Source organism: Pseudomonas sp. SbOxS1, from assembly GCF_013416725.1.
GTDB lineage: Bacteria > Pseudomonadota > Gammaproteobacteria > Pseudomonadales > Pseudomonadaceae > Aquipseudomonas.
Genome location: NZ_JAAVXC010000068.1, coordinates 1 through 23,585, shown reverse-complemented (window position 1 = coordinate 23,585; position 23,585 = coordinate 1). Strand labels below are relative to the sequence as shown.

The window sequence follows — 23,585 nt, the reverse complement described above, 5'->3', positions numbered from 1 at the left end:
GGATGGCCCATCGCGGCGACCCACGGAGCAATGCCGGAGAGAGGGCATGCCGAGCCACAGCGAGGCACCGAGTGGTGGGGCAAAGCCTTTTGGTTCCTTTTTGGCGTTTGAAAAAGGGACTCGCCGTAAGGGCGAAACCATAAGCCGCCGTTACCGCAGCAATGGATATGTACTCAGACAACAATCTCCCACAAGCTTCGACGTGGCATAGTTCAACGTTGGTAGAGGCGCCGATAGTGCGATCTGATCCCCAGAAAGCAGCAAGCCGAAGCATTGGCTTCGGCTCGCATTTAACAATTTATGTTAACTTAATCACGCAACCACTTGATAACACGGCACATAAGCCGCGCCACCCGGCAGTTTCATCCGGTGCTGGGCAACGAAGGCCTTGAGCAGTTGATCCAGCGGCTGCATGACGGCCGCATCGCCACGGATCTGGTACGGCCCGTGTTTTTCGATCAGGCGGATGCCCTTGTCCTTGACGTTGCCGGCGACGATGCCGGAGAACGCACGGCGCAGGTTGGCGGCCAGTTCGTGGGGTGGCAGGTCGCGGCTCAGCTTGAGGTTGGCCATGTTTTCGTGGGTCGGGTCGAACGGGCGTTGGAAGCCTTCGTCGATCTTCAGCAGCCAGTTGAAATGGAATGCGTCGTTGCGTTCGCGACGAAACTGCTTGACCGCCTTGAGGCCCTGGGTCATGTGTCGGGCGACCTCAGCCGGGTCGTCGATGATGATCTCGTAGTGCTTCTTGGCATCTGCGCCCAGGGTGGCGCCGACGAACGCGTCCAGCTGCTCCAGGTAGGGCGCGGCATGTTTCGGGCCGGTGAGGACGACCGGGAAGGGCAGGCCTGCGTTGTCCGGGTGCATCAGGATGCCGAGCAGGTACAGGAACTCTTCGGCGGTACCGGCACCGCCCGGGAATATGATGATGCCGTGGCCGACGCGGACGAAGGCTTCCAGGCGCTTCTCGATGTCCGGCAGGATCACCAGTTCGTTGACGATCGGGTTCGGCGCCTCGGCGGCGATGATTCCGGGTTCGGTCAGGCCCAGGTAGCGACCGCCGTGGATGCGCTGCTTGGCATGGGCGATGGTGGCGCCTTTCATCGGGCCTTTCATCACGCCGGGGCCGCAACCGGTGCACACGTCCAGGCTGCGCAGGCCCAGTTCGTGGCCGACTTTCTTGGTGTATTTGTATTCTTCGGTATTGATCGAGTGACCGCCCCAGCACACCACGATCTTCGGCTCGACGCCGGGGCGCAGGGTGCGGGCGTTGCGCAGCAGGTGGAAGACATAGTCGCTGATACCCTGGGAGGTGCTCAGGTCGATGCGTTGGCTGTCGAGTTCGTTTTCGGTGTAGACGATGTCGCGCAGGGCGCTGAACAGCATTTCACGGGTGCTGGCAATCATTTCGCCGTCGACGAAAGCGTCGGCCGGGGCGTTCAGCAGTTCCAGGCGTACGCCGCGGTCTTGCTGGTGGATGCGGATTTCGAAGTCCTTGTAGGCTTCGAGGATGGTCTTGGCGTTATCGACGTGGGCGCCGGTGTTGAGGATGGCCAGGGCGCACTGGCGGAAGATGTCGTAGGTACTGCCGGATCCGGCTTCGCTCAGTTGCTGGACTTCCCGTTGAGAGAGTGTTTCCAGGCTGCCTTTCGGGCTGACCGAAGCATTGATTACTTGTCGTTGGGTCATTCAATGATCCTTAAAACGATGTCATTCACGCGCAAACAACGAATGGCATCCGAATAGAGAGTATCCATGAAAGAAGATGGCACGAACGGCGCGGTCTCGCCATGTCCTCCTTTTGATGATGTATAGATGAAAAGGAGCCCCAGCATAGCTAAATCCGTCGCAGAGGCGATAATGGCCCGCGGTCTTTTTACCCTGAGACCCTTTTTTTGCCATTGAAGCCAAGGAATCCAGACGTCATGTTCGAAATCCAGCCGATGAACGCCGACGACTATCGGCAACGGACGCGGCGCAGCACGGTGATGATCGCGCTGATCTTCCTCGCGCTGGCGATGGCCCTGTCCACCGCGGCGGTGACGTTGTTCGGCGAGCCTGGAGGGGACAATCTACGCTTCAACATCGGCGGGGTGTTTGCCGCCGTCCTGGTCATGGCCGCGTTGATGCGCAAGCTGTTCTGGCACCAGGAATGGATGGCGCCGGCGGTCTACAGCTGGCAACTCAAGCGCAGCCTGATGAGCATCACCAACGTCATGCATCACCTCAAGGCGGCCGTGGAGACGGGAGATCCGGACGCGATGAAGCTGTTGCGCTTCTATCACCTGGGATTGAGCCAGATGCATCAACTGGACGGTAACTCCAGCGATGATGCGCAATTGCACCGGGAAATGGAGCAACATCAGGCGCGGATGCAAGCACTGGGCATCGACATCCGGCAGACGCGACTGGACCCGGCCTGGCTGGACGCGCTGAAGCAGGCAGCACGCTAGACCCATGGAGCAGCAAGGGCCTTTTCATTCGATTCAAGGAGCGAACGTCATGGGACAGCCATCCATTCACGAGCCTGTGGAACAACACCGACAGGGTATCGTCCGGCTCAAGACCCGCTCTGCCGTGACCCTGTTGATTGCCGTGTGCCTGTCGATGGCGGTGATCGTGATCTGGGAAACCTGGAGCTCACGCCAATACCATCTGCATGACAAGGAAGTGGCCATGTCCAACCTTGCGCAGACCCTGGCCTCGCAGGCCCAGGCGGCGATCAAGCAAGCCGACACGCTGCTGTTCACCCTGGTCGATCGCCTGGAGAACGACGGTATCGAGCCGGGCCGGCTCAATCGCCTGCAACGCCTGCTCGGTGCCCAGCGCGGTGAGTTGAGCCAGGTGCATGGGCTGTTCGTCTATGACGAAACCGGCAAATGGATCGCCAATTCCAACGGCGCCGAGGTGGGGGTTGCCAATAACTCCGACCGCGAATACTTCATCTATCACCGCGATCATCCCGACCGTGGACCGCACATCGGCCCGTCGATCAAGAGCCGTTCCAGCGGCGAATGGATCATGACGGTGTCGCGCCGGATCAACCACCCCGATGGCCGTTTCGCCGGCGTGGCGCTGGCCACCCTCTACCTCAGCCATTTCCTGCAGCTGTACGATGGCATCGACATGGGCCGCAACGGTGTGATCAACCTGATCGCCGACGATGCCAGCATTATCGTGCGTCGGCCGTTTCACGAGGCGGAGATCGGCACCAGCCTGGCCAAGAGTCCGTTGTTCACCAAGCTCCTGCCACAGGCCAGTTCGGGCACGGCGACTATCCGGTCCATCCTGGATGGCGTGGAGCGGGTCGTGGGTTATCGCCGGGTCGAGGGTTATCCGCTGATCGTCTTTGCCGCGCTCAACAAGGACGAGGTGCTGGCTGGCTGGCGCCAGGAGTCCTTGCTCAGTGCGGGCATCGTCGCGCTGTTGCTCGGGGTGCTGGGAGTGCTCGGCTATCGCCTGATCAAGTTGATGAAGAAGCAGGATCGCATCCAGGGCGAGTTGCTTGGCACCCAGGAGCGGCTGCTCGAACTCAATCGCAACCTTGAGTTGCTGGCGCTGGAAGACGCGCTCACGGGCCTGGCCAACCGGCGTCAATTCGACCTGTTCATCCAGGCGGAAATGGGCCGCGCCCGGCACAACTCGACGGGCCTGGCCCTGTTGATGATCGATGTCGATCACTTCAAACCGTTCAACGATCGCTACGGCCATCTGGCCGGCGATGAGTGCCTGCGCAAGATCGCGGCGCTCATCACCGACCACATCAGGCGTCCTGGCGACCTGGCCGCGCGTTTTGGCGGCGAGGAGTTCGCCGTGGTGCTGCCGGGGACTGACTACGTCGGGGCATTCCTGCTGGCGGAAAAAATCCGCCATGCGGTCCAGGCGGCCAGCCTGCCGCACACTGAAAGCCCTGATGGCAAGGTGACGGTCAGCGTGGGGGTGTGCGGTTATGATCCGGCATCGAAGGCCCAGACCAGCGAGCTGATCGGGGCGGCCGACAAGGCGCTGTACGTGGCCAAGGCCAGCGGGCGCAACATGAGCGTGATTGCCAACTGAGGCTCAGGCAAACCGGTCGCTGCCCTGTACCAGCCGGGTGCAGAGGTAGGGTTGCTTGAGCTTCTCCAGCCACCAGCCCAACGCCCGCCCGTCGTGATCGCCGCGCCAGCCGGCATACAGGATGTTCGGCTCGCGGGGGTCGGCCATCTGCTTTTCCACCAGCGTGCCATTGTCCAGTAACGAGGCGACTCGGTGCCTGGGCAGCCAGCCCACGCCGAGGCCGTCGCACTGGGCGAGGATTTTCGCGCGCATGGTCGGCACCGCCAGCACCGATTGGCCACCGGAGACACCGTAGGTACTGCCTTCGCTGGCCCGGGAGGAATCCGCCACGACAATCGCCCGGTGCTGCGCCAACATGGCGCGGGCGATCGGTTCGCGGGCCTTGGCCAGCGGGTGCCTGGGCGAGACGGCGAACACCCACTGCATTTCCCCCAATTGCATCCAGCGCAGGGACGCGATGGCCGGTGGCTCGTTGGTGGCGCCAATGATCAGGTCCGCGCGGCCTTCACGCAGGGCCTCCCAGACACCCCGGAGCACTTCCTGGGTGATGCGCAGCGGTACGCCGGAACCCAGCGCATCGAACTCGTGGATCACCGGGATCAGGGTTTCGAATTCCAGCAGTTCGTCGGTGACGATCCACAGGCGACTTTCCCAGCCGTTGGCCACTTGCTGCACCCGTTGGGTCAGGCGCGAGACGTCCTGCATCAGTCGCGCCGCTTCGTTGACCAGCAATTCACCGGCCGGGGTGAGTTGCAGGCGGTAGCGCCGGCGATCGAACAGCAAGGCATCGAAGCGTTCTTCCAGTTGCCGCGCGGCGTAGGACACCGTGGAGGGCGCCTTGCCGAGGTAGGCCGCGGCCCGCGACAGGCTGCCGGTCTCGCGGATCGCTTGCAGCAGCGTCAGGTCTTCAGTCGACAGCATGGGCGCAACCCTCGTGTTTGACGGTTACGATAGCCGCCGCCGTTTCCTGTGCCAGAACAATCGAAGATAGACCAGTACGTTCACCAGCAATACCGCACTGCCCAACCCCAGCTGAATGGCCGGAGTCAGCCCGGCCGGGTAGATGATCGGCCACACGTAATGTTCGATAAAGCCACCGCCGTAACCGGTTTGCCCCGCCCCCTGGCGCATCAGGTTTTCCCAGTGCGTCAGCGGGCAAGGCAGGTGGAACACCTCCACCGCCACGCCCCAGGCGGCGGCGGGCAGGTGCCACAGGATCAGGCGCGGCCATTTGAGCACCAGCAGCCCGCCGAACACGACGAACACAATGAACGCCAGGTGAAACAGCACCAGCCCATCGGCGGCGATTCGGTAGAGCATGTCGACCCCCTGGCGCGTCAGTCGAATCGCCCCATGGTACTCGGGCGAGTGCCTGGCGCTCTATCGATTGTCACTGCCCAGCGCGCCGAGCACCGCCTTTAAACGTCCCACCATGGCATCGCTACTGCGTTGCATCGGTGCGCGCAGCTCATCAGTGATCAAGCCTTGCAGGGCCAGCGCGGTTTTCACCGGTGCCGGGTTGGGCTCGATGAACAGGCTCTGGATCAGCGGCAGCAGCTGGAAGAAGGTTGCCCGGCCGGCCGCCAGCTGGTTGTCACGAATCTGCCGGTACAGCGCCACGAACCGTTGCGGATGGACATGGGCCGACGCGGCAATCGCGCCTTTGGCGCCCAGGCACAGGGCATTGAAGATCTGGTTGTCTTCACCGCACAGCACATCGACCTTGCCGCTGGCCAGCAATGCCAAAGTGTTGCCCAGGTTACCGCCACAGTCCTTGATCGCGACGATCCGCTCATGGGCGACGATGTTCAGCAAGGTCGCCTGCTCGAAGGTCACGCCGGTGCGGTAGGGGATGTCGTACAGGATCAGCGGCACACTGGACGCGTCGGCCACCGTCTGGAAAAACCCTTCGAGCCCGGCCTGGGACGGCCGGATGTAATACGGCGGCGGCACCAGCAGGCCGGCCACCGGGCGCTTGAGGATCTCCTGCTGAAAGTGCAGCAGCTCGATCAGGTTGTTGCCGGCCAGGCCCATCACGACCTGCCGGGCCGGTACTTGCTCCAGCACCGCATCGAGCACCGCCAGCTGTTCGTGCTTGCCCATGGCCGCCGGTTCGCCGGTGGTGCCACAGACAATCAGGCCGTCGACGCCCTGTTCCAGCAGATGGCTGACCAGCCGGCGCAACCCGACGAAATCGATGGCGCCATTGTGGAACGGCGTGACGAGGGGAACCCAGATACCTTGAAACGATGACATGCACTTTCTCCTGATGGTTGACCGATTTCGTCACCGTCAGAAGCGTAGAAGGAAGTAAGCAAGGGGAGGGTGGTCCGTCGCGCTCAATGTCCTGTCAGCTCATCTGACGGGACAGCGCGCCCCGATCACATGAGCGACTGTTTCTTCGATTTGAGGGCGTGCGCAACGCAACCCTGGGCCTTGGCAGTCAAGCCAATGACACAAGCGTCGAGATTGAAGGTTGCGGACATCTTTGCTTACACCCTGAATGAGGCGCCCAGTTTTAAAAGCCGGCGCGCTGTTTGTCAATCACGAACATCAGGAAAAATGCCACGCCAGCCTGCGAACGGCCCAAGTGCGCAAGATTGTTCAAGCCATTGGTCGCGACTGCTGGCACAGTCTCAGGTCTTTCCCTGGTTGCAGAGCGTTATGTCCAACTCACTCTTGCCGCGCAGCGCATTCTTGCGTGGCGCCGTGGCGATCATGCCGTTATCCCTGGCGACGGCACCCTGGGGCCTGCTGGCCGGTTCCATGGCCATCGAAGCCAACCTCACGCCCCTGCAAGGCCAGGGCTTGTCGAGCATCGTGTTCGCCGGCGCCGCGCAGCTGGTGGCCATTGGCATGCTCAAGGGCGGGGCCGGGATCTTTTCGATCCTGCTGACCACCTTGTTGCTGACCTCCCAGCATCTGCTCTACGGGATGAGCATGCGTTCGGTGATCTCGCCGTTGCCGGGTCGCTGGCGTGCGGGGCTGGGCTTTTTGCTCACCGATGAACTGTTCGCCCTGACCAGCCAGCACGACAAGCAGCAGTTCGATCGCTGGTACGCCCTGGGGGTCGGCCTGACGTTCTACATTGCCTGGAACCTCTTCACCCTCGCGGGCATCGTGCTGGGCAGCAGCATTCCGGGCCTGGAACACCTAGGGCTGGACTTCTCCATCGCGGCCACCTTCATCGCCCTGATCACCCCGGTGGTGCGCAACGTGCCGACAGTGGTCTGTGTCGCGGTCTCATTGTTCTGCTCGGTGCTGTTCAGCTACTGGCAATGGGGCTCGGCCCTGGTGCTGTCGGGACTTGCCGGCATGACCGCCGGGTTTATCTGCAACAAATTCCAGGGAGCGCGCACATGATGGTCTGGGCAGTGATTATCGGCATGGGTGTCCTGGTGTTTCTCAACCGCTATGTGTTCCTGGAACCGCGCCTGCCGCTGCGGTTGAGCAGCAATGCCCGGCAGTTCCTCGGTTTTGCGGTGCCGGGCATGTTGACGGCGATCTGCGGGCCGATCGTGTTCATGCCGGACAAGCAACTGAACCTGCAATGGGACAATCCCTATCTGATCAGTTCGCTGGTGGCCGTTGGGCTGGTGCTGTACACCCGCAACACCTTGCTCAGCATGCTGTTGAGCATGGGCTTTTTCTTTTTGCTGCGTTGGTGGCTGTGAGCCAGGGACGGGAAACTGTTCTACGCTTAAAGTTGATGACCGATCCCTTCAGGAAGAGAGGTGAACCCATGGCCACAGAGCAAAAGCCGCCGGATCTCGAAGAAGATGAGGATGAACCGACGGAAGAAGAAATCGAAGAGCAAAAACATTCGGAGCAGACGTGGAAGCATGACGACAGCAGAGAGTTGTCGGAGCCTGACCGCAAGTTCTGAGTGACCTGCGAACGACGAAGCCCCGGATGAGCGTAATGCTGTTCATTTTAGGTTGTTGGCTGAAGGTGTATGTTTGGAATGGGTGTATATCCATTCCTGCGGTAACGGCCACCTAGGGTTTCGCCCTTACGGCGAGTCACTTGGAAGAACGGAACGCCGCCCGGCCCCAAGTAACCAAGGGCTCTTGCCCCTGACGTTCGGTGCCTCGCTAATGCTCGGCATACCCTCGCTCCGGTCCTGCTCCGTGGGTCGCCGCGATGGGCCATCCTTGGCCCAGCGCGGCTAAACCGGCATCCATGCCGGTTTACCCACTGCGCAGAACCGGAACGAAGCCTCTCGATGGGGCAAGAAAATCAAAAGCCAGATCAAGATCAAACGCGCAAGCGAGGCGGCCTGATCGGGAGCCGTACGCGTTCCTTCCTGTAGGAGCCAGGCTTGCCGGCGAAGAACGATAACGCGGTACAACAGACACACCGCAGCGCCTGGTTCGCCGGCAAGTCGGATCGCCGCACCGCTGGCTCCTACAAAGGGAATGCGTACGGCTCCCGATCAGGTCGGCTTTAAGGCCGCCTCGCTTTGGCTGTAGATTTGGGTGCCCCGTTAACCACGATGGCCGAACGCAGGCATTGCGCAGTGGGTAAACCGGCAGGACCCCGGTTTAGCCGCGCTGGGCCAGGGATGGCCCATCGCGGCGACCCACGGAGCAATGCCTTCGTTACGGCATGCCGAGCCTAAGCGAGGCACCGAGTGGTGGGGCAAAGCCTTTTGCTTACTTTTCGGCGTTTGGAAAAGTGAGTCGCCGTAAGGGCGAAACCCTAGGTGGCCGTTACCGCAGCAATGGATATGCCCCCCCCTTCCAATCCCTATTCAACCCCCATGCTTAAGTGAACAGCATTACGCATCGAGCGGGGGCTTCGTGCTTATTCCAGCAACTGCGAAAAGTCGGGATGAGTGGCCCGATAACCCAGGTTCCTGTCGATCCACGCGTTCAACTCATTAACCATGACCGGAGCTTTACCCGGGTAGCGTTCGAGGATTGAACCCAGCACCTGTTTGATATCGGGGATTGAAAGCAGGTTACGGGTTTGTATGTACTGCTTGATGAAATGGTCGAGTTGGTAGTGCTCTGTCTTTGTAAGATATATGCACGCCAGACTCGCGACTTGATTATTTGTGAAATCGTCGCGCAATTGAGTTCTCTGCAAGGCTTGTTGTATGGAAGTTCCTTGGTTGCTGACTCTTTGGTCAACTGGTCACTGGAAAATACGGCGCGAATCCTAGCCTCGGCACTGGCAAATGTATGTAAGTGCCTGACGTCCTCTGACAAGCGGTGGGAAGCATCAAAGTGCCATGTTTTTAGGCGTGTTCAGGCCTTGAGCGCGTCAATCAAACCGGCCCCCTGATTTCTGACATTGCCCACAGCCTTGTCGACCCGGTACCACTCGAAAGCGTCACTGCCTTCCCCCTGTAGCAGCACCATCTGTTCGGCACGCTCCCTGGGCGTCGCCGGGTCCAGCCATTCGCGTGCCAGTTCTGCGCTGAACACCACCGGTCGGCGATCATGAATGTCCAGCATGCCGCCCGCGCTATCGGCGGTGATGATGACAAAGCCGTCATCGTCCCTGGAAACTGCACCGCCCATCGGGAATTGCCCGATTGCCGCGCAGAACACCGGCCCCTGGTCACGTCGGCGAATCAGCCAGGGTTGTCGTGTGCCGTCCCCGGCATCGACCCATTCGAACCAGTTGTCGACCGGGCAGATGGCGCGATGGGGCCAGATTGCCCGAAAGAACGGGCCGTGGGCGACTTTCTCGACGCGCGCATTGATCGGCGCCGCGCGATCCTTCGCCCAGTGCGGTCGCCAGCCCCAGCGCTGCGAGTCGGCGTGCAGGCCATCGCTCTCCAGGTGCAACAGCGCGAGCTGGGTGGTGGGCGCGGCGTTATAGCGGGCCAGTGGCTGATCGCCGACGTGGTTGAGCAAGGCGTCGGGAATGCTAAGCACCGCCACGAAATCGTGAATGCCCCGGTATTGCGACAAGCGTCCGCACATTGCCGAATTCTCCGGTTATAAATTTCAGCATAGCCCCTTAGAAAACAGGGTTTGATTGCAGGCGCATGGTTAGCTGCGCCAGCATCAGGGCGCGGCAGTCCTGCAGTTCGTCAGCGGCACCACCCTGACGAATGCTGTTGGGCGGTTGCCCATCACCAGCACCTGAATATATCGTCAGTGTCTGGTTTTCGAAATGGATACCGCGGTACGATACTCTGAAAATAAACTTCTGATTGCTAAGAGAAGTCTATGTTTTGTGAGTTTACCTTTGCGCCCATGCCTCTCAACTTGAATTTTGTAATTGTTGTCCGCTCTGGTGTTGGAAGGTAATGGCCGGAGTGATTGGTCACTGTATATCCATTGTCTGTCCTGATTAAATAACCTGCGCTGATGACCTCGCTGCTGATTTTGTCAGTGTTGGATGCGTGCCTTGCTATGCTGGCATGCGATGGGACTATGCTTTCATCCATGTTGTCGGCGATGGTGCCTATGATTAACTTGTTATTTTTATTTAATATGTATTTGTTTACTGTGTTGGGTTGCTCCAGGATGTCAAGATCTTTTATGCTTTTTATGGTTCTGATTTTGGTTTTGTTGTGCTTGATATTCCATTTTAGTATGACGTCTTCACCTTGGATCACTCGCGTATTGGAGGCGACGTTGTTGAGTGAGGAAACGGCTCTAGCTCGAAGTTTCCCATGGTTTTTATAATATAATCTGGCTGCGTGATTCCAGACTAGATTAAAAGTATCTTGGATTGTTCCAAATAAGGAACTGGCGCCACTACGGTCACTGCGATTTACAGGGTCACCAAGGCAGTATGCGTAGGCATTTATTCCGCCTTCAAGAAAGGGGCTTAAGACGTCCGGGCTGTTGAAGCGCATGAGTACGGGATTGAAAGCCCGATAGCCATTTCCTAGTAAGTAATTCCCCGTGGTAGGGTCAGTCCGCTCACCGTTAAAGCCAAGCAGCCTATTCAATATGTTTTCATCACAACTGTGACCGTAGGGTGTATAAGCTGTGTGTTTTAATTTGTCAGACGTTAGTGCGCTTAGCACCGAGCGCTGTTGATCAGTGAACAGTAGCGTAATTGCGCACTCGCTTGTTTGGTGTTCCGCCAAAAGCAAGTCTTTGTGTTGCATAATAGAGCACTGCATTGCACCTTTGATTTCAGATGCCAAGCGGTTCTTGCAGTAGAAGAGCTGATGTTCTGGAGTGTTAGAGTTAGCATGACCAATTAGTCGGTCGAGTGGGTCGTAGCGATACGCGCTGAGCAGGGCTTTAGTGGGTGTCATACAAAGGTACTCGGTAAGTCCCATGTGTAAGATAAAGTATTCACTAAAGTGGAACGATTGAAAACTAGCAGAACTGGTAGTTTTTCTGGGCTTGGACTACTCAGGGGGGAGTTCAACGGAAAAAGCTTATTTTCAAAATGAAGTGGTCGATTTCAGTATTCAGAACCTCTTGGCCATTGGGTGTGCAGCATAAACAGTCTGTTGGTTTGCTGTTGCTAGGCCAACACTGTGCATGGTGGGGTTATTAGTTTATGCGTAAAGAGTATTTAAAAGTTTCTTCTAAGTCTTTTATGGTCTAAAGCATTAAACCTCAAGGAGCCCCGGATGAACCTGTCCCGATTGCTGCGCGGTCTGTTGACCAGCGCCCTGTTTGCCGCGCCACTGGCCTACGCCAGCGAACCTGTCGTCCTGCATGTTGGCGATCAGAACTACTACAACATTCGTGCCTCGGTCGAAGCGTCCGGCGTGTTGAAAGGCGCGCCCTATACCGTCGACTGGAAACACTTCCAGGCGGCCGCGCCGCTGGCCGAAGCCTTGAGTACCGGTGCATTGGACCTGGGCTTTCTGGGCGATTCGGGCTTTCTGTTCCTGGCCGCCAAACAGGCGCCGGTCAAGCTGATCGGGGTGTCGCGGCAGAACCCGGACACCATCGCCTTGCTGGTGCCCAAGGACTCGCCGGTGAAAACCATCGCTGATCTCAAGGGCAAGAAAGTCGCCTACTGGCCGGGTGCCTGGAGCCAGCAACTGACCTTGCGCGCCCTGGAACAGGCCAACCTGCCGCAGGACTATGTCGACTTCATCAAGCTGATGCCGATCGATGCGGCCGCTGCGTTGCCCCAGGGCAGTATCGACGCTTTCCCGGTCTGGGAACCGTACATTTCCCAGCAGATCCTGTTCTCCGGCGCGCGGCCCATCCTCACCGCGAAGAACCTGATGCCCGGCCTGAGTGCCATCGCCGCGTCCACCCCTTCGATCGACAGCAAGCGCGAAGCCATTGCCGACTTCCTCGGGCGTCTGAAAAAGGCCCGGGCCTGGGTCGATAACCACACTGACGAATACGCTGACCTGTGGGCGAAGAAGGCCAATCTCGACCAGAACGTGTCCCGCCACTGGTTGCGCCAGGCCCACTTGACCGTCGGCCCCGTGGACGCCCAGGCTGCCGGGGATCTGCAGCACACCGCCGACTTCCTGTTCAAGGTCAAGGCACTGCCGGCCGAGCTTGCCACCGCACCAATCATCGATCATTCGTTCCAACAGGCACTGGCGAACTGATCCGCCGCCTTGGCGAGCGGCGGAACCAAACACTGTGTACCTTATCCAACCTCGGCCCGCGGCTGCGCGGGTCACGGTCTGGTGCAAGGCAAAACATGAAACAGTTGTTCAAGGTTCTATCGGTGTTCGCCATGGCAGTCGGTCTGCTGGGCTGTATCGCCGCACCCATTGAAATGACGCCGCAAACCGAACAGGCTTTGCGCACGCAACCACCGATCCGCTTTTTGCTGACGTTCGACGATGGCCCCAGCGCCTCGAGTTTCTGGAACCCGACCGAGACCGTGCTCGACAGTCTGGCGATCAATCCTGTGCAACCCGGCATCAAGGCGGTGTTTTTCGTGCAGACCCGTGCCCCGCGGGCCGGCAACAGTGAAATCGGGCGGGCGGTCATGCACCGCGAGCGCGACGCCGGGCACATCCTGGCCTTCCACACGGCCACGCCTTCGCACACCAATCATCGCTCGCTGGATGCGCAGGAGCTGGAGCAGGCGCTCACCGATGGTTGTGCCGACATCGCCGCGATCACCGGTGCGCCGCCGACCCTGCTGCGCCCGCCATTCTGGAGCTACGACAAACGCACCTTCGCCGCTTACCAGCAGCATGGCCTGCATGTGCTGCTCACCGACCTGAGCGCCAATGACGGCAAGATATGGGGCTTCAACGCCAGCCCCCGGCGGCGCGCCCATATGCTGCGTTCGATGTCCGAAGTGCGCGAGCGCATTGCCCGGGGCGAGCTGCCGGTGGTGGACGGGGTGATTCCGGTGGTGGTGACCTTTCACGACCTCAATCGCTACACCGCGCGGCACACTCGTGAATACCTGCAGATCCTTCTCGACAGTGCCCAGGCGACGGGGGTCAGGACCGCGCCAATGGCGTTTTATGACGATACCGCCGCGCTGCAACGGGCGGCCATGGCCCGTACGCTGCGTGACAGTTCACAGCCGGCGCAGTTGCCGGGGATCTGGAACTGGATCTGGAAAGACAATAGCCATTGAACAAAGGCTGAAACTGCGAGGCAGTTAACAACATGGACTGGCGCAGAATCGGCAAATGGCGTCTATTCTCACCGGATCCATTCCGTTTCACTGCCACGGAGGCACCGGTCATGGTTCCCATTTCAGTCCTTTGCAACATTGTAGAGTCCGGTTTTGAGCCCTTGGCCTGCGAATGCACCGAGCAGGGCGGGCTGCTGCGGATCGAGGTATACGAACCTGCCAGCGGGCAAGTCAAGCTGCTGATCGCCGGTGTATCGACCGAGCAGTTGACCAGTGTGCGTGCCATCTCCGACTTCATCGGTGAATTGCGCACCGAGATGAGCGCCGGACGCCGGGCATTCGCTGGTTGAACGCTTAAGCTTCTACACGGGCGTGATCGCCTGTGGCAGCAGTTCATCGATCATCCGCAAACAATGATTCAACCCCGGTGACACATCGCCCACCCGCCGACTGAGAATGATCGGTGAGGTGGCGTTGTCCTCCAGCAGCGGGGTGAAACCGATGTCGTCGCGGTGCAGCAACTGCACCGAGGCCGGCACCAGCGTGATCCCTATCCCGGCACCCACCAGCCCGATCGCCGTCTGCAACTCGTTGGTCCATTGCGCAATATGGATGCTCACCCCATAGGATTCGAACAGCGCGATCACGTGGTCGGCATAGCTGGGGCGCGGATTGCCGGGGTACAGCACGAAGGGCTCCCTGGCCAGGTCGCGCAGGCTGACGGGGCCGGCCAGCAGCGGGTGGCCGGCGGGCAGGGCGGCGACCAGGCGGTCTTCGGTGAGTACCGTCTGGACGATGGCCGGGTCGTCGATGCGGATGCGGCCGAAGCCGACGTCGATACGCCCGGCCTTGAGCGCCTGAACCTGCTGCAGCGTGGTCATCTCCGACAACCCGAGTTCCAGTTCCAGGGGCTCGCCGCTACGCAAGCGGCGGATCAGTTGCGGCAACACGCCGTAGAGCGTCGAGGGCGCGAAGCCGATGCCCAGCCAGGTCTTTTCCCCCAGGCCGATGCGCCGCGTGTTGTCGCAGACCTTGTGCAACTGGTCGAGCAGGGCGGTGGAGTGCTCATGGAAAAAACGCCCGGCGTCGGTCAGCTTCAACGGACGGCCTCGCTCGAGCAGCATCACCCCCAGTTCATCTTCCAGTTGCTGGATTTGCCGGCTCAAGGGCGGCTGGGCGATGTGCAGCCGTTCGGCGGCGCGGGTGAAATTGAGGGTTTGAGCCAACACCTGAAAGTATCGCAGGTGACGCAGTTCCATGGAGCCTCCGGATATCGAGCGCTTGCATACCTTCAGGGTATCAAGCCAGACCAATTCTATATTGGCCGCCCGGAAAAAGCCGTATGAGAATCAGGTCCAGAACTTCAAGAACCTGACGGGTATCGAAATGCTTGCTACAGCCATTGAATCGATCGAGACGATCATCGTCGATCTGCCGACCATCCGCCCGCACAAGCTGGCGATGCACACCATGCAGAACCAGACCCTGGTGGTCATTCGCGTGCGCTGCGCCGATGGCATCGAAGGCATCGGCGAAGCCACCACCATCGGTGGCCTGGCCTATGGCAACGAAAGCCCTGACAGCATCAAGACCAACATAGACAAGCACTTCGCACCGCTGTTGATCGGCCAGGACAGCGGCAATGTCAATGCCGCGATGTTGCGCCTGGAGCGCAGTATCCGTGGCAATACCTTTGCCAAGTCCGGCATCGAAACCGCTTTGCTCGATGCCCAGGGCAAGCGTCTTGGCCTGCCGGTCAGTGAATTGCTGGGCGGTCGCGTGCGTGACTCGCTGCCCGTGGCCTGGACCCTGGCCAGCGGCGACACCGAAAAGGACATCGCCGAAGCGGAAAAAATGCTCGACCTGCGCCGCCACCGCATCTTCAAGCTGAAAATCGGTGCCGGCGAGGTCAATCGCGACCTGGCCCACGTGATTGCGATCAAGAAAGCCTTGGGCGATCGCGCCAGCGTCAGGGTCGACGTCAACCAGGCCTGGGACGAAGCCGTCGCCTTGCGCGCCTGCCGCATCCTCGGCACCAACGGCATCGACCTGATCGAACAGCCGATCTCGCGCAACAACCGCGCCGGCATGACCCGCCTGAATGCCATGAGCCCGGCACCGATCATGGCCGACGAGTCCATCGAGTGCGTGGAAGATGCCTTCAACCTGGCGCGCGAAGGTGCAGCCACGGTGTTTGCCCTGAAGATCGCCAAGAATGGTGGCCCGCGCGCTGTGCTGCGCACCGCCTCCATTGCCGAAGCGGCCGGTATCGCCCTGTACGGCGGCACCATGCTCGAAGGTGGAATCGGCACCATGGCTTCGGCCCATGCCTTTGTCACCCTGAACAAACTGGCATGGGACACCGAGCTGTTCGGCCCGCTGCTGCTGACCGAAGACATTCTCAGCGAACCGCTGGTTTACCGCGATTTCGAGTTGCACGTGCCCAAGACCCCGGGTCTGGGCCTGAGCCTGGACGAAGAGCGCCTGGCGTTTTTCCGTCGCGACAAGACATCCACCATTCATCAAGCCTGAGGAGAGCATTATGCTGTTCCACGTAAAGATGACCGTGAATTTGCCGGTCGACATGAACCCCGAACGCGCCGCGCAGCTCAAGGCCGACGAAAAGGCCCTGGCCCAGCGCCTGCAGGACCAGGGCAAGTGGCGTCACCTGTGGCGAATCGCCGGACTCTACGCCAACTACAGCGTGTTCGATGTCGACAGCGTCCAGGAACTGCACGATTTGCTCATGCAATTGCCGCTGTATCCGTACATGGCGATCGAGGTCACCGCGATGTGCCGGCATCCTTCGTCGATTCGCGAGGATGACCGCTGAACCCAGCCTGTTCAGTTCGCCATGCCAATAATTACAAGATGAGGAACCTGTAAAATGAACGTCAAGATTTCCCACACTGCCGAAGTCCAGAAATTTCTCGAAGAAGCCAGCGGCCTGCATAACGATGCCGGTGATGCACGCACCAAAGCCCTGATCTACCGCATCCTGCGCGATTCAGTGAACATCATCGAAGACCTCGCCGTCACCCCGGAAGAGTTCTGGAAAGCGGTCAACTACCTGAACGTGCTGGGTGCACGCCAGGAAGCCGGGCTGGTGGTGGCCGGCCTGGGCCTGGAGCACTACCTCGACCTGCTGATGGACGCCGAAGACGAGCAGGCCGGCAAATCCGGTGGCACCCCGCGCACCATCGAAGGCCCGCTGTACGTGGCCGGTGCACCGCTGTCCCAAGGCGAAGCGCGCCTGGATGACGGCGTCGACCCAGGTGTGACCCTGTTCATGCAAGGCCGTGTGTTCAACACCGCTGGCGAACCTCTGGCTGGCGCCATCGTGGACGTGTGGCACGCCAACACGGGCGGCACCTACTCGTACTTCGATGCTTCCCAGTCGGAATTCAACCTGCGTCGCCGCATCGTCACCGACGCCGAAGGCCGCTACCGTTTCCGCAGCATCGTGCCGTCGGGCTACGGCTGCCCACCGGACGGTCCGACCCAGCAACTGCTCGATCAACTGGGCCGTCACGGCCAGCGTCCGGCGCACGTGCACTTCTTCATCTCCGCACCGGACCATCGTCACCTGACCACCCAGATCAACCTGGATGGCGAGAAGTACCTGCACGACGATTTCGCCTACGCCACCCGCGACGAGCTGATCGCCAAGATCACCTTCAGCGATGACCAGGCGCGTGCAGCACAGTACGGTGTCAGCGGTCGCTTTGCGGAAATCGAGTTCGACTTCACCCTGCAGTCGTCCGCCCAGCCTGAAGAACAGCAGCGCCACGAGCGGGTTCGTGCGCTGGAGGACTGATCGCGTCAGCCCCCTGTAGGAGCGAGCCTGCTCGCGATGGTCGTCAACGATGACGCTGGGTGCCTGATGCCCCGCGGCGTCCTCAAGTCCATCGCGAGCAGGCTCGCTCCTACAAGGGATCAGGCCTAGAATGAGACGACGCAACTTATAACAACAACGAGAGTGACCCGATGATGCAAGCGCAACTGTTGAGTCAGCGCAGCACCGTATTCGACCATGCCGACCCCTACGCGGTGTCGGGCTACGTCAATCAGCATGTCGGGAATCATTGCATCCTGATGCCTCGCGCCGGGCACCCCCTGGCCAGCCTCAATCATCGCAAATTCGCCAGCCTGGACCTGTGCCGTATCAGCTACGGCGGCAGCGTTCGCGTCACCTCGGGCGCGCTGGAAACCATCTATCACCTGCAAGTCTTGTTGCGCGGCAATTGCCTGTGGCGCGGCCATGGCCAGGAACACTACTTTGCCCCCGGTGAGCTGCTGCTGATCAATCCCGACGATCCGGTCGACTTGACCTACTCCGACGATTGCGAAAAATTCATCCTCAAGGTCCCCACGTCCCTGTTCGAGTCCGTCTGCAACGAGCAGCGCTGGCGCTATCCGGGGCAAGGCGTGCGTTTTCTCGAGAACCGCTACCAGCTCAATGAGCTGGAAGGCTTCGTCAACCTGCTGGCGATGATTTGCCAGGAGGCCGAGGCCACCGAGCAGATTCCCCGGGTGCAGGAGCATTACGCGCAGATCATCGTCAGCAAGATGCTCAGCCTGATGAAGACCAACGTCAGCCGCCTCGAACTCGGCTCCCAGGCCGCCACGTTCGAGGCGATTGCCGAATACATCGCCAGGAACCTCAAGCAGGACATCGACAGCGAAGAGCTGGCGCGCCAGGCCAGCATGAGCCTGCGCTCGCTGTACGGCCTGTTCGAACGCAATGCGAGCACCACGCCGAAAAACTACATCCGCCAGAAACGCCTGGAACGCGTCAACGCCTGCCTCAGCGACCCTACCTGCAACGTGCGCAACGTCACGGAGATCGCCATGGACTACGGCTTCCTGCACCTGGGACGCTTCTCCGACAGCTACCGCAAGCAGTTCGGCGAGTTGCCATCGGATACCCTCAAGCGCCGGCACTGAAACCTGCCTCGATACCTGCTGCCCCCTGTAGGAGCTGGCTTGCCAGCGAAAGCGCCCGAAAGACCAGCGCAATATTCAAGGATGCCTTCGCCGGCAAGCCGGGCTCCTACAAGGTGTATGTCGCCCGCAAAAAACGCATTGCACAAAACGGATAAACCTCTGCACCCCGCGGATAGTCCGTCCCATTGCCCCGTCCTAGCATGAGCCTTGCCTGAACAATAACAATGGAGGCGGCGGCCATGACCCTGCGACCTGAATACCTTGAGTCCCTGCTTGAAGACGATCCAGAGCAGGGCATCTATCGCTGCAAGCGCGAGATGTTTACCGATCCGCGCCTGTTCGATCTGGAGATGGAACACATCTTCGAAGGCAACTGGCTGTATCTGGCGCACGAAAGCCAGATCCCCAACATCAACGATTTCTACACCACCACCATGGGGCGCCAGTCGATCTTCATCGCGCGCAACAAGGAGGGTGTGCTCAACGCCTTCATCAACGCCTGCAGTCATCGCGGCGCGACCCTGTGCCGGCACAAGTCCGGCAACAAAAGCTCGTACACCTGCCCGTTCCACGGCTGGACCTTCAACAACTCCGGCAAGCTGCTCAAGGTCAAGGACCCGGCCAACGCCGGCTACCCGTCGAGCTTCAACTGCGAAGGCTCCCACGACCTGACCAAAGTGGCGCGCTTCGAGTCCTATCGCGGTTTCCTGTTCGGCAGCCTCAAGGCGGATGTCGTGCCGCTGGTCGAGCACCTGGGCGAGTCGGCGAAGATCATCGACATGATCGTCGACCAGTCCACCGATGGCCTGGAAGTGCTGCGCGGTTCCTCCAGCTACATCTACGAAGGCAACTGGAAACTCACCGCCGAAAACGGTGCCGACGGTTACCACGTCAGCTCCGTGCACTGGAACTACGCCGCCACCCAGAACCAGCGCAAACAGCGTGAAGCCGGTGACGAGAACCCGACCATGAGCGCCGGCAGCTGGGCCAAGCAGGGCGGTGGTTTCTATTCGTTCGACAAGGGCCACATGTTGCTCTGGACCCGCTGGGCCAACCCCGAGGACCGTCCGCTGTACGAACGTCGCGACGAACTCGCCCAGGACTTCGGCAAGGCCCGCGCCGACTGGATGATCGAGAACTCGCGCAACCTGTGCCTGTACCCCAACGTGTACCTGATGGACCAGTTCAGCTCGCAGATCCGTATCGCCCGGCCGATCTCGGTCAACCGCACGGAAATCACCATCTATTGCATCGCCCCCAAAGGCGAAAGCGACCACGCGCGTTCGAGCCGGATTCGTCAGTACGAAGACTTCTTCAACGTTAGCGGCATGGCCACGCCGGACGATCTGGAAGAGTTCCGCTCCTGCCAGACCAGCTACCAGGGTAGCGTCACCACCTGGAACGACATGTCCCGTGGCGCCGAGCACTGGATTGAAGGCGCCGACGAGGCGGCAAAGGAAATCGACCTGCATCCGCTGCTCAGTGGCGTGCGCACCGAAGACGAAGGCCTGTTCGTGCTGCAACACAAGTACTGGCAGCAGACCATGCTCAAGGCCCTGGCGGCCGAGCAGTCGAAAATGATCGCCGTGGAGGACGTGCAATGACCATTTCTTACGATGCCGTGCGCGATTTCCTCTACCGCGAAGCGCGCTACCTCGACGACCGCCAGTGGGACGAGTGGCTGGAACTGTACGCCCCCGACGCGTCGTACTGGATGCCGTCCTGGGACGACAACGATGAGCTGACCGAGGACCCGCAGCGGGAAATCTCGCTGATCTGGTACGGCAATCGCACCGGCCTTGAAGACCGCATCTTCCGCATCAAGACCGAGCGTTCCAGCGCCAGCGTGCCGGACACCCGCACCTCCCACAACATCAGCAACATCGAGCTGCTCGAGCAAGCCGACGGCCTGTGCAAGGTGCGCTTCAACTGGCACACCCTGAGCTTTCGCTACAAGACCGTCGACAGCTATTTCGGCAGCAGTTTCTACACCCTCGATGTGCGTGGTGAAAACCCGCTGATCAAGGCCAAGAAAGTGATCCTGAAGAACGACTACGTTCGCCAGGTCATCGATGTTTACCACTTGTGAGGCAGCCGTCATGACCCATTCCATTGCGTTCAATTTCGAAGACGGCGTCACCCGGTTCATCGACGCCAATGCCGGCGAGACCGTGGCCGATGCCGCGTACCGCCAGGGCATCAATATTCCGCTGGACTGCCGTGACGGAGCTTGCGGCACCTGCAAGTGTTTCGCCGAGGCCGGCAGCTACGACCTGGGCGAGGAATACATCGAAGATGCCCTCAGCCCCGAAGAGGCCGCGCAGGGTTTTGTCCTGACCTGCCAGATGCGCGCCAAGAGCGATTGCGTGGTGCGGGTGCCGACATCTTCGGAAGTTTGCCGCACCCGTCAGGCCAGCTACGACGCCACCATCAGCGCGGTGCGCCAGTTGTCCGACAGCACCATCGCCCTGTCGATCAAGGGCGAGGCCTTGAGCAAACTGGCGTTCCTCCCGGGCCAGTATGTGAACCTGGGCATTCCCGGCAGCGAGCAGACCCGCGCCTATTCCTTCAGCTCGTTGCAGCGCGACGGTGAAGTGAGCTTCCTGATCCGCAACGTGCCTGGCGGCCTGATGAGCAGCTTCCTCACCGGCATGGCCAAGGCTGGCGACAGCATGAGCCTGGCAGGTCCCCTGGGCAGTTTCTATCTGCGCGATATCCGTCGGCCGCTGTTGCTGCTGGCGGGCGGCACCGGGCTGGCACCGTTCACCGCGATGCTGGAGAAGATCGCCGAGCAGGGCAGTGAACACCCGCTGCACCTGATCTACGGTGTGACCAACGACTTCGACCTGGTGGAACTCGACCGCCTGGAAGCCTTTGCCGCACGCATCCCCAACTTCACCTACAGCGCGTGCGTGGCCAGCCCCGACAGCCAGCACCCGCTCAAGGGCTACGTGACCCAGCACATCGCACCCAAGCATCTGAACGATGGCGACGTCGACGTGTACCTGTGCGGCCCACCGCCGATGGTCGAGGCTGTCAGCAAGTACATCGGCGAGCAAGGCATCAAGCCCGCGAATTTCTACTACGAAAAATTTGCTGCCAGCGCGGCGTGATCTCACGGCTGTTGATGACCTGTAGGAGCCCGGCTTGCCGGCGAAGGCGTCCTTGATTACGCCTTCGCCGGCAAGCCGGTCTCCTACAAAAGCGATTCGTCTGCCTGAGACCCAGAAAACGCATGAGGTACACATGAACAGATTTCACGAAAAAGTCGCGCTGATCACCGGGGCTGCCCAGGGCATCGGTCGCCGCGTTGCAGAGCGTATGGCGGCGGAAGGGGCGAAGCTGATTCTGGTCGATCGTTCCGAGCTGGTGTTCGAGGTGCAGAGGGAGTTGGCGCAGCACAGCCAGGTCCTGGCCCTGACCGCCGACCTTGAGCAGTACGAGGAATGCAACCGGGTCATGCAAACCGCCGTCGAGCGTTTCGGTCGACTCGATGTGCTGGTCAATAACGTCGGCGGGACCATCTGGGCCAAGCCGTTCGAGCATTACGAGGCATCGCAGATCGAGGCCGAGGTTCGCCGTTCGCTGTTTCCGACCTTGTGGTGCTGCCATGCCGCATTGCCGTTCATGCTGGAGCAGGGCAGTGGCGCGATCGTCAACGTTTCGTCGATCGCCACCCGCAGCGTCAACCGTGTGCCCTACGGCGCAGCGAAGGGCGGGGTGAATGCGCTGACCGCCTGCCTGGCGTTCGAAACCGCCGGTCGCGGTGTCCGGGTCAACGCCACGGCGCCCGGTGGCACCGAAGCGCCGCCACGGGTCATTCCGCGCAACAGTGCCGAGCAGAGTGAGCAAGAGAAGGCCTGGTACCAGCAGATCGTCGATCAGACCCTCGACAGCAGTTTGATGAAGCGCTACGGCACATTGGATGAGCAGGCCGGCGCCATCTTGTTCCTGGCCAGCGACGAGGCGTCCTACATTACTGGCATGGTGATGCCGGTGGGCGGTGGCGACCAGGGCTGAAATGCGCTGACTACAGGCGACGCTGGAACGCTCTGAGGATTCGTAGCGTGGCGTCGCTGGGGTTCAGGTTGTGCACCGCGTCCAGCGGGTACCAGAGGCAATCGAAAATCTCGTTCTGCGGCCGCGCCTGATCGGGATCCGGCAACGATGCTTCGTAGACATGGTGCCGGGTCCCCCGTGTTTCCAGTTCCATCAGGTACAGCATGTCGTCGGCGCCCAGCCCGGTTTCCTCCTGAAGCTCGCGCAGGGCGGCATCCTGCGCGGTCTCGCCGCGTTCCACCTTGCCGCCGGGCAACATCCAGCGACTCCTGGTCTTGCGCACCAGGAGAATGTGCCGGTCGTGCTCGCAGATGACGGTTGCGCGTACTTTCATGGGTCTTTCAGTCCGGTCTGTCACATAGCGGTAACAAAAATGCAATATTCGGGCCGCAACCCATTGCAGGTTTCCTGGACATTTTGAACAGCACAGGTGTCTAAAAGTGCAATCCCGCTGCGCCAGCCCGACTCGACGTCTGGTCGGCTTCTTCAAGGCAGAGGGGTGTAAGGTAGGCAAGTCAACCCTGTGATCACTGCCAAGATGGAGGTGACTATGAGCGTTCCGATGTTGAACAAGATGCACATGAACGGTTATGACGTACTCAGTGTGAACAACGGCCCGTGGCGGGTCTGCACCCAAGGTGACCGGCTTGGCTCATTTGCCAGTCGCGAAGAGGCGTTGGCTTTTGCGGCGGCGTTGCCCGGTTACAAAGCTCGTCAAGGCAAGCCTCGTAATCAGCAAGCCACGTGAGGGCCCCGTTCAGCAGGATTGGGTGTATATCCATTGCTGCGGTAACGGCCACCTAGGGTTTCGCCCTTACGGCGAGTCACTTGGAAAAGCCCCAAGTAACCAAGGGCTCTTGCCCCTGGCGTTCGGTGGCTCGCTAAGGCTCGCCATACCCTCGCTCCGGTCCTGCTCCGTGGGTCGCCGCGATGGGCCATCCTTGGCCCAGCGCGGCTAAACCGGCGTCCTGCCGGTTTACCCACTGCGCAGAACCTCCACTCGGCCTCTCGATGGGGCAAGAAAATCA

General features: G+C 60.4%; 26 protein-coding genes. 17 read left to right on the top strand and 9 right to left on the bottom strand.

All coding sequences use genetic code 11. The features are described from left to right. Positions 1-312 precede the first annotated feature (312 nt). On the bottom strand, positions 313-1,686 hold the full coding sequence (ppnN, locus tag HFK74_RS32510) for a nucleotide 5'-monophosphate nucleosidase PpnN (protein ID WP_008063842.1): 1,374 nt from the start codon (positions 1,684-1,686) through the stop codon (positions 313-315). Positions 1,687-1,922: 236 nt separating this feature from the next. Between ppnN and HFK74_RS32505 the strand changes: the two genes are divergently transcribed. Together HFK74_RS32505 and HFK74_RS32500 are read left to right on the top strand one after the other, a co-directional pair. Beyond that, entirely contained in the window at positions 1,923-2,450 is a 528-nt protein-coding gene (locus HFK74_RS32505; protein ID WP_180207162.1) for a DUF3087 domain-containing protein, read from the top strand. A 49-nt stretch (positions 2,451-2,499) separates the two neighbouring features. Then, positions 2,500-4,053: a sensor domain-containing diguanylate cyclase gene (locus HFK74_RS32500; RefSeq protein WP_180207161.1), complete on the top strand. Its 1,554-nt coding sequence runs from the start codon at positions 2,500-2,502 to the stop codon at positions 4,051-4,053. A gap of 3 nt (positions 4,054-4,056) precedes the next feature. Here the strand turns inward: HFK74_RS32500 and HFK74_RS32495 are convergent, their stop codons facing one another. The 3 genes from HFK74_RS32495 to dapA are packed head-to-tail and all read right to left on the bottom strand — an operon-like array spanning position 4,057 to position 6,309. Beyond that, positions 4,057-4,974 (bottom strand): LysR family transcriptional regulator, encoded by a 918-nt coding sequence (locus HFK74_RS32495; protein ID WP_180207160.1) that lies wholly within the window; start codon positions 4,972-4,974, stop codon positions 4,057-4,059. A 24-nt stretch (positions 4,975-4,998) separates the two neighbouring features. After that, entirely contained in the window at positions 4,999-5,373 is a 375-nt protein-coding gene (locus HFK74_RS32490; RefSeq protein WP_180207159.1) for a DUF2784 domain-containing protein, read from the bottom strand. A gap of 60 nt (positions 5,374-5,433) precedes the next feature. Then, positions 5,434-6,309, bottom strand: coding sequence for a 4-hydroxy-tetrahydrodipicolinate synthase (gene dapA / locus HFK74_RS32485; RefSeq protein ID WP_180207158.1), 876 nt, complete (start codon positions 6,307-6,309; stop codon positions 5,434-5,436). Between the two features lie 408 nt (positions 6,310-6,717). Between dapA and HFK74_RS32480 the strand changes: the two genes are divergently transcribed. The 3 genes from HFK74_RS32480 (at position 6,718) to HFK74_RS32470 (ending at position 7,939) form a co-directional block, all read left to right on the top strand. Then, the gene (locus tag HFK74_RS32480) at positions 6,718-7,416 is read left to right on the top strand and encodes an AzlC family ABC transporter permease (RefSeq protein ID WP_180207157.1); all 699 of its coding nucleotides are present in this window, start codon (positions 6,718-6,720) and stop codon (positions 7,414-7,416) included. Next, on the top strand, positions 7,416-7,727 hold the full coding sequence (locus HFK74_RS32475) for an AzlD domain-containing protein (protein WP_010455066.1): 312 nt from the start codon (positions 7,416-7,418) through the stop codon (positions 7,725-7,727). The genes HFK74_RS32480 and HFK74_RS32475 overlap by 1 nt, the downstream gene beginning before the upstream one ends. 68 nt (positions 7,728-7,795) lie before the next feature. Beyond that, entirely contained in the window at positions 7,796-7,939 is a 144-nt protein-coding gene (locus tag HFK74_RS32470; RefSeq protein WP_180207156.1) for a hypothetical protein, read from the top strand. Positions 7,940-8,859: 920 nt separating this feature from the next. Here HFK74_RS32470 and HFK74_RS32465 read toward each other — a convergent pair. The 3 genes from HFK74_RS32465 to HFK74_RS32455 form a co-directional block, all read right to left on the bottom strand. Then, positions 8,860-9,129 carry a hypothetical protein gene (locus HFK74_RS32465; RefSeq protein WP_180207155.1) on the bottom strand — a complete coding sequence of 90 codons (270 nt, stop codon included), beginning with the start codon at positions 9,127-9,129 and terminating at the stop codon, positions 8,860-8,862. A 176-nt stretch (positions 9,130-9,305) separates the two neighbouring features. Beyond that, positions 9,306-9,989 (bottom strand): SOS response-associated peptidase family protein, encoded by a 684-nt coding sequence (locus HFK74_RS32460; protein WP_180207154.1) that lies wholly within the window; start codon positions 9,987-9,989, stop codon positions 9,306-9,308. A 236-nt stretch (positions 9,990-10,225) separates the two neighbouring features. Next, on the bottom strand, positions 10,226-11,284 hold the full coding sequence (locus HFK74_RS32455; RefSeq protein ID WP_180207153.1) for an RHS repeat-associated core domain-containing protein: 1,059 nt from the start codon (positions 11,282-11,284) through the stop codon (positions 10,226-10,228). Positions 11,285-11,608: 324 nt separating this feature from the next. Between HFK74_RS32455 and HFK74_RS32450 the strand changes: the two genes are divergently transcribed. The 3 genes from HFK74_RS32450 to HFK74_RS32440 all read left to right on the top strand — a co-directional run bounded on the left by HFK74_RS32450 (position 11,609) and on the right by HFK74_RS32440 (position 13,901). Continuing rightward, a complete protein-coding gene (locus HFK74_RS32450; protein ID WP_110750755.1) occupies positions 11,609-12,556 on the top strand; it encodes an ABC transporter substrate-binding protein in 948 nt (315 codons plus the stop codon). 95 nt (positions 12,557-12,651) lie between these two features. Then, on the top strand, positions 12,652-13,551 hold the full coding sequence (locus tag HFK74_RS32445) for a polysaccharide deacetylase family protein (RefSeq protein WP_180207152.1): 900 nt from the start codon (positions 12,652-12,654) through the stop codon (positions 13,549-13,551). Positions 13,552-13,661: 110 nt separating this feature from the next. Then, positions 13,662-13,901 carry a DUF1652 domain-containing protein gene (locus HFK74_RS32440; protein ID WP_180207151.1) on the top strand — a complete coding sequence of 80 codons (240 nt, stop codon included), beginning with the start codon at positions 13,662-13,664 and terminating at the stop codon, positions 13,899-13,901. Positions 13,902-13,913: 12 nt separating this feature from the next. Here the strand turns inward: HFK74_RS32440 and HFK74_RS32435 are convergent, their stop codons facing one another. Then, entirely contained in the window at positions 13,914-14,810 is an 897-nt protein-coding gene (locus HFK74_RS32435; protein WP_180207150.1) for a LysR family transcriptional regulator, read from the bottom strand. Positions 14,811-14,937: 127 nt separating this feature from the next. On the opposite strand from HFK74_RS32435, the gene HFK74_RS32430 reads away from it, so the two are divergent. The 8 genes from HFK74_RS32430 to HFK74_RS32395 all read left to right on the top strand — a co-directional run bounded on the left by HFK74_RS32430 (position 14,938) and on the right by HFK74_RS32395 (position 22,518). After that, positions 14,938-16,083 carry a muconate cycloisomerase family protein gene (locus tag HFK74_RS32430; protein ID WP_162135898.1) on the top strand — a complete coding sequence of 382 codons (1,146 nt, stop codon included), beginning with the start codon at positions 14,938-14,940 and terminating at the stop codon, positions 16,081-16,083. Between the two features lie 10 nt (positions 16,084-16,093). Next, positions 16,094-16,384, top strand: a complete 291-nt coding sequence (catC, locus tag HFK74_RS32425; RefSeq protein WP_008029082.1) for a muconolactone Delta-isomerase — start codon at positions 16,094-16,096, stop codon at positions 16,382-16,384. A gap of 54 nt (positions 16,385-16,438) precedes the next feature. Then, positions 16,439-17,368, top strand: coding sequence for a catechol 1,2-dioxygenase (gene catA / locus HFK74_RS32420; protein WP_008055866.1), 930 nt, complete (start codon positions 16,439-16,441; stop codon positions 17,366-17,368). 170 nt (positions 17,369-17,538) lie between these two features. Then, positions 17,539-18,498, top strand: a complete 960-nt coding sequence (locus HFK74_RS32415; protein WP_180207149.1) for an AraC family transcriptional regulator — start codon at positions 17,539-17,541, stop codon at positions 18,496-18,498. Positions 18,499-18,737: 239 nt separating this feature from the next. Further along, positions 18,738-20,102 (top strand): benzoate 1,2-dioxygenase large subunit, encoded by a 1,365-nt coding sequence (gene benA, locus HFK74_RS32410; protein WP_180207148.1) that lies wholly within the window; start codon positions 18,738-18,740, stop codon positions 20,100-20,102. Continuing rightward, positions 20,099-20,587: a benzoate 1,2-dioxygenase small subunit gene (gene benB / locus HFK74_RS32405; protein WP_180207147.1), complete on the top strand. Its 489-nt coding sequence runs from the start codon at positions 20,099-20,101 to the stop codon at positions 20,585-20,587. Before benA ends, benB begins: the two co-directional genes overlap by 4 nt. Positions 20,588-20,597: 10 nt before the next feature. Further along, a complete protein-coding gene (gene benC / locus HFK74_RS32400; RefSeq protein ID WP_180207146.1) occupies positions 20,598-21,611 on the top strand; it encodes a benzoate 1,2-dioxygenase electron transfer component BenC in 1,014 nt (337 codons plus the stop codon). A gap of 133 nt (positions 21,612-21,744) precedes the next feature. Next, on the top strand, positions 21,745-22,518 hold the full coding sequence (locus HFK74_RS32395) for a 1,6-dihydroxycyclohexa-2,4-diene-1-carboxylate dehydrogenase (RefSeq protein WP_180207145.1): 774 nt from the start codon (positions 21,745-21,747) through the stop codon (positions 22,516-22,518). A gap of 10 nt (positions 22,519-22,528) precedes the next feature. On the opposite strand, the gene HFK74_RS32390 is transcribed toward HFK74_RS32395, so the two are convergent. Then, on the bottom strand, positions 22,529-22,891 hold the full coding sequence (locus tag HFK74_RS32390) for an NUDIX hydrolase (RefSeq protein ID WP_180207144.1): 363 nt from the start codon (positions 22,889-22,891) through the stop codon (positions 22,529-22,531). Between the two features lie 216 nt (positions 22,892-23,107). Between HFK74_RS32390 and HFK74_RS32385 the strand changes: the two genes are divergently transcribed. Beyond that, entirely contained in the window at positions 23,108-23,305 is a 198-nt protein-coding gene (locus HFK74_RS32385; RefSeq protein ID WP_180207143.1) for a DUF2188 domain-containing protein, read from the top strand. Positions 23,306-23,585: the final 280 nt, after the last annotated feature.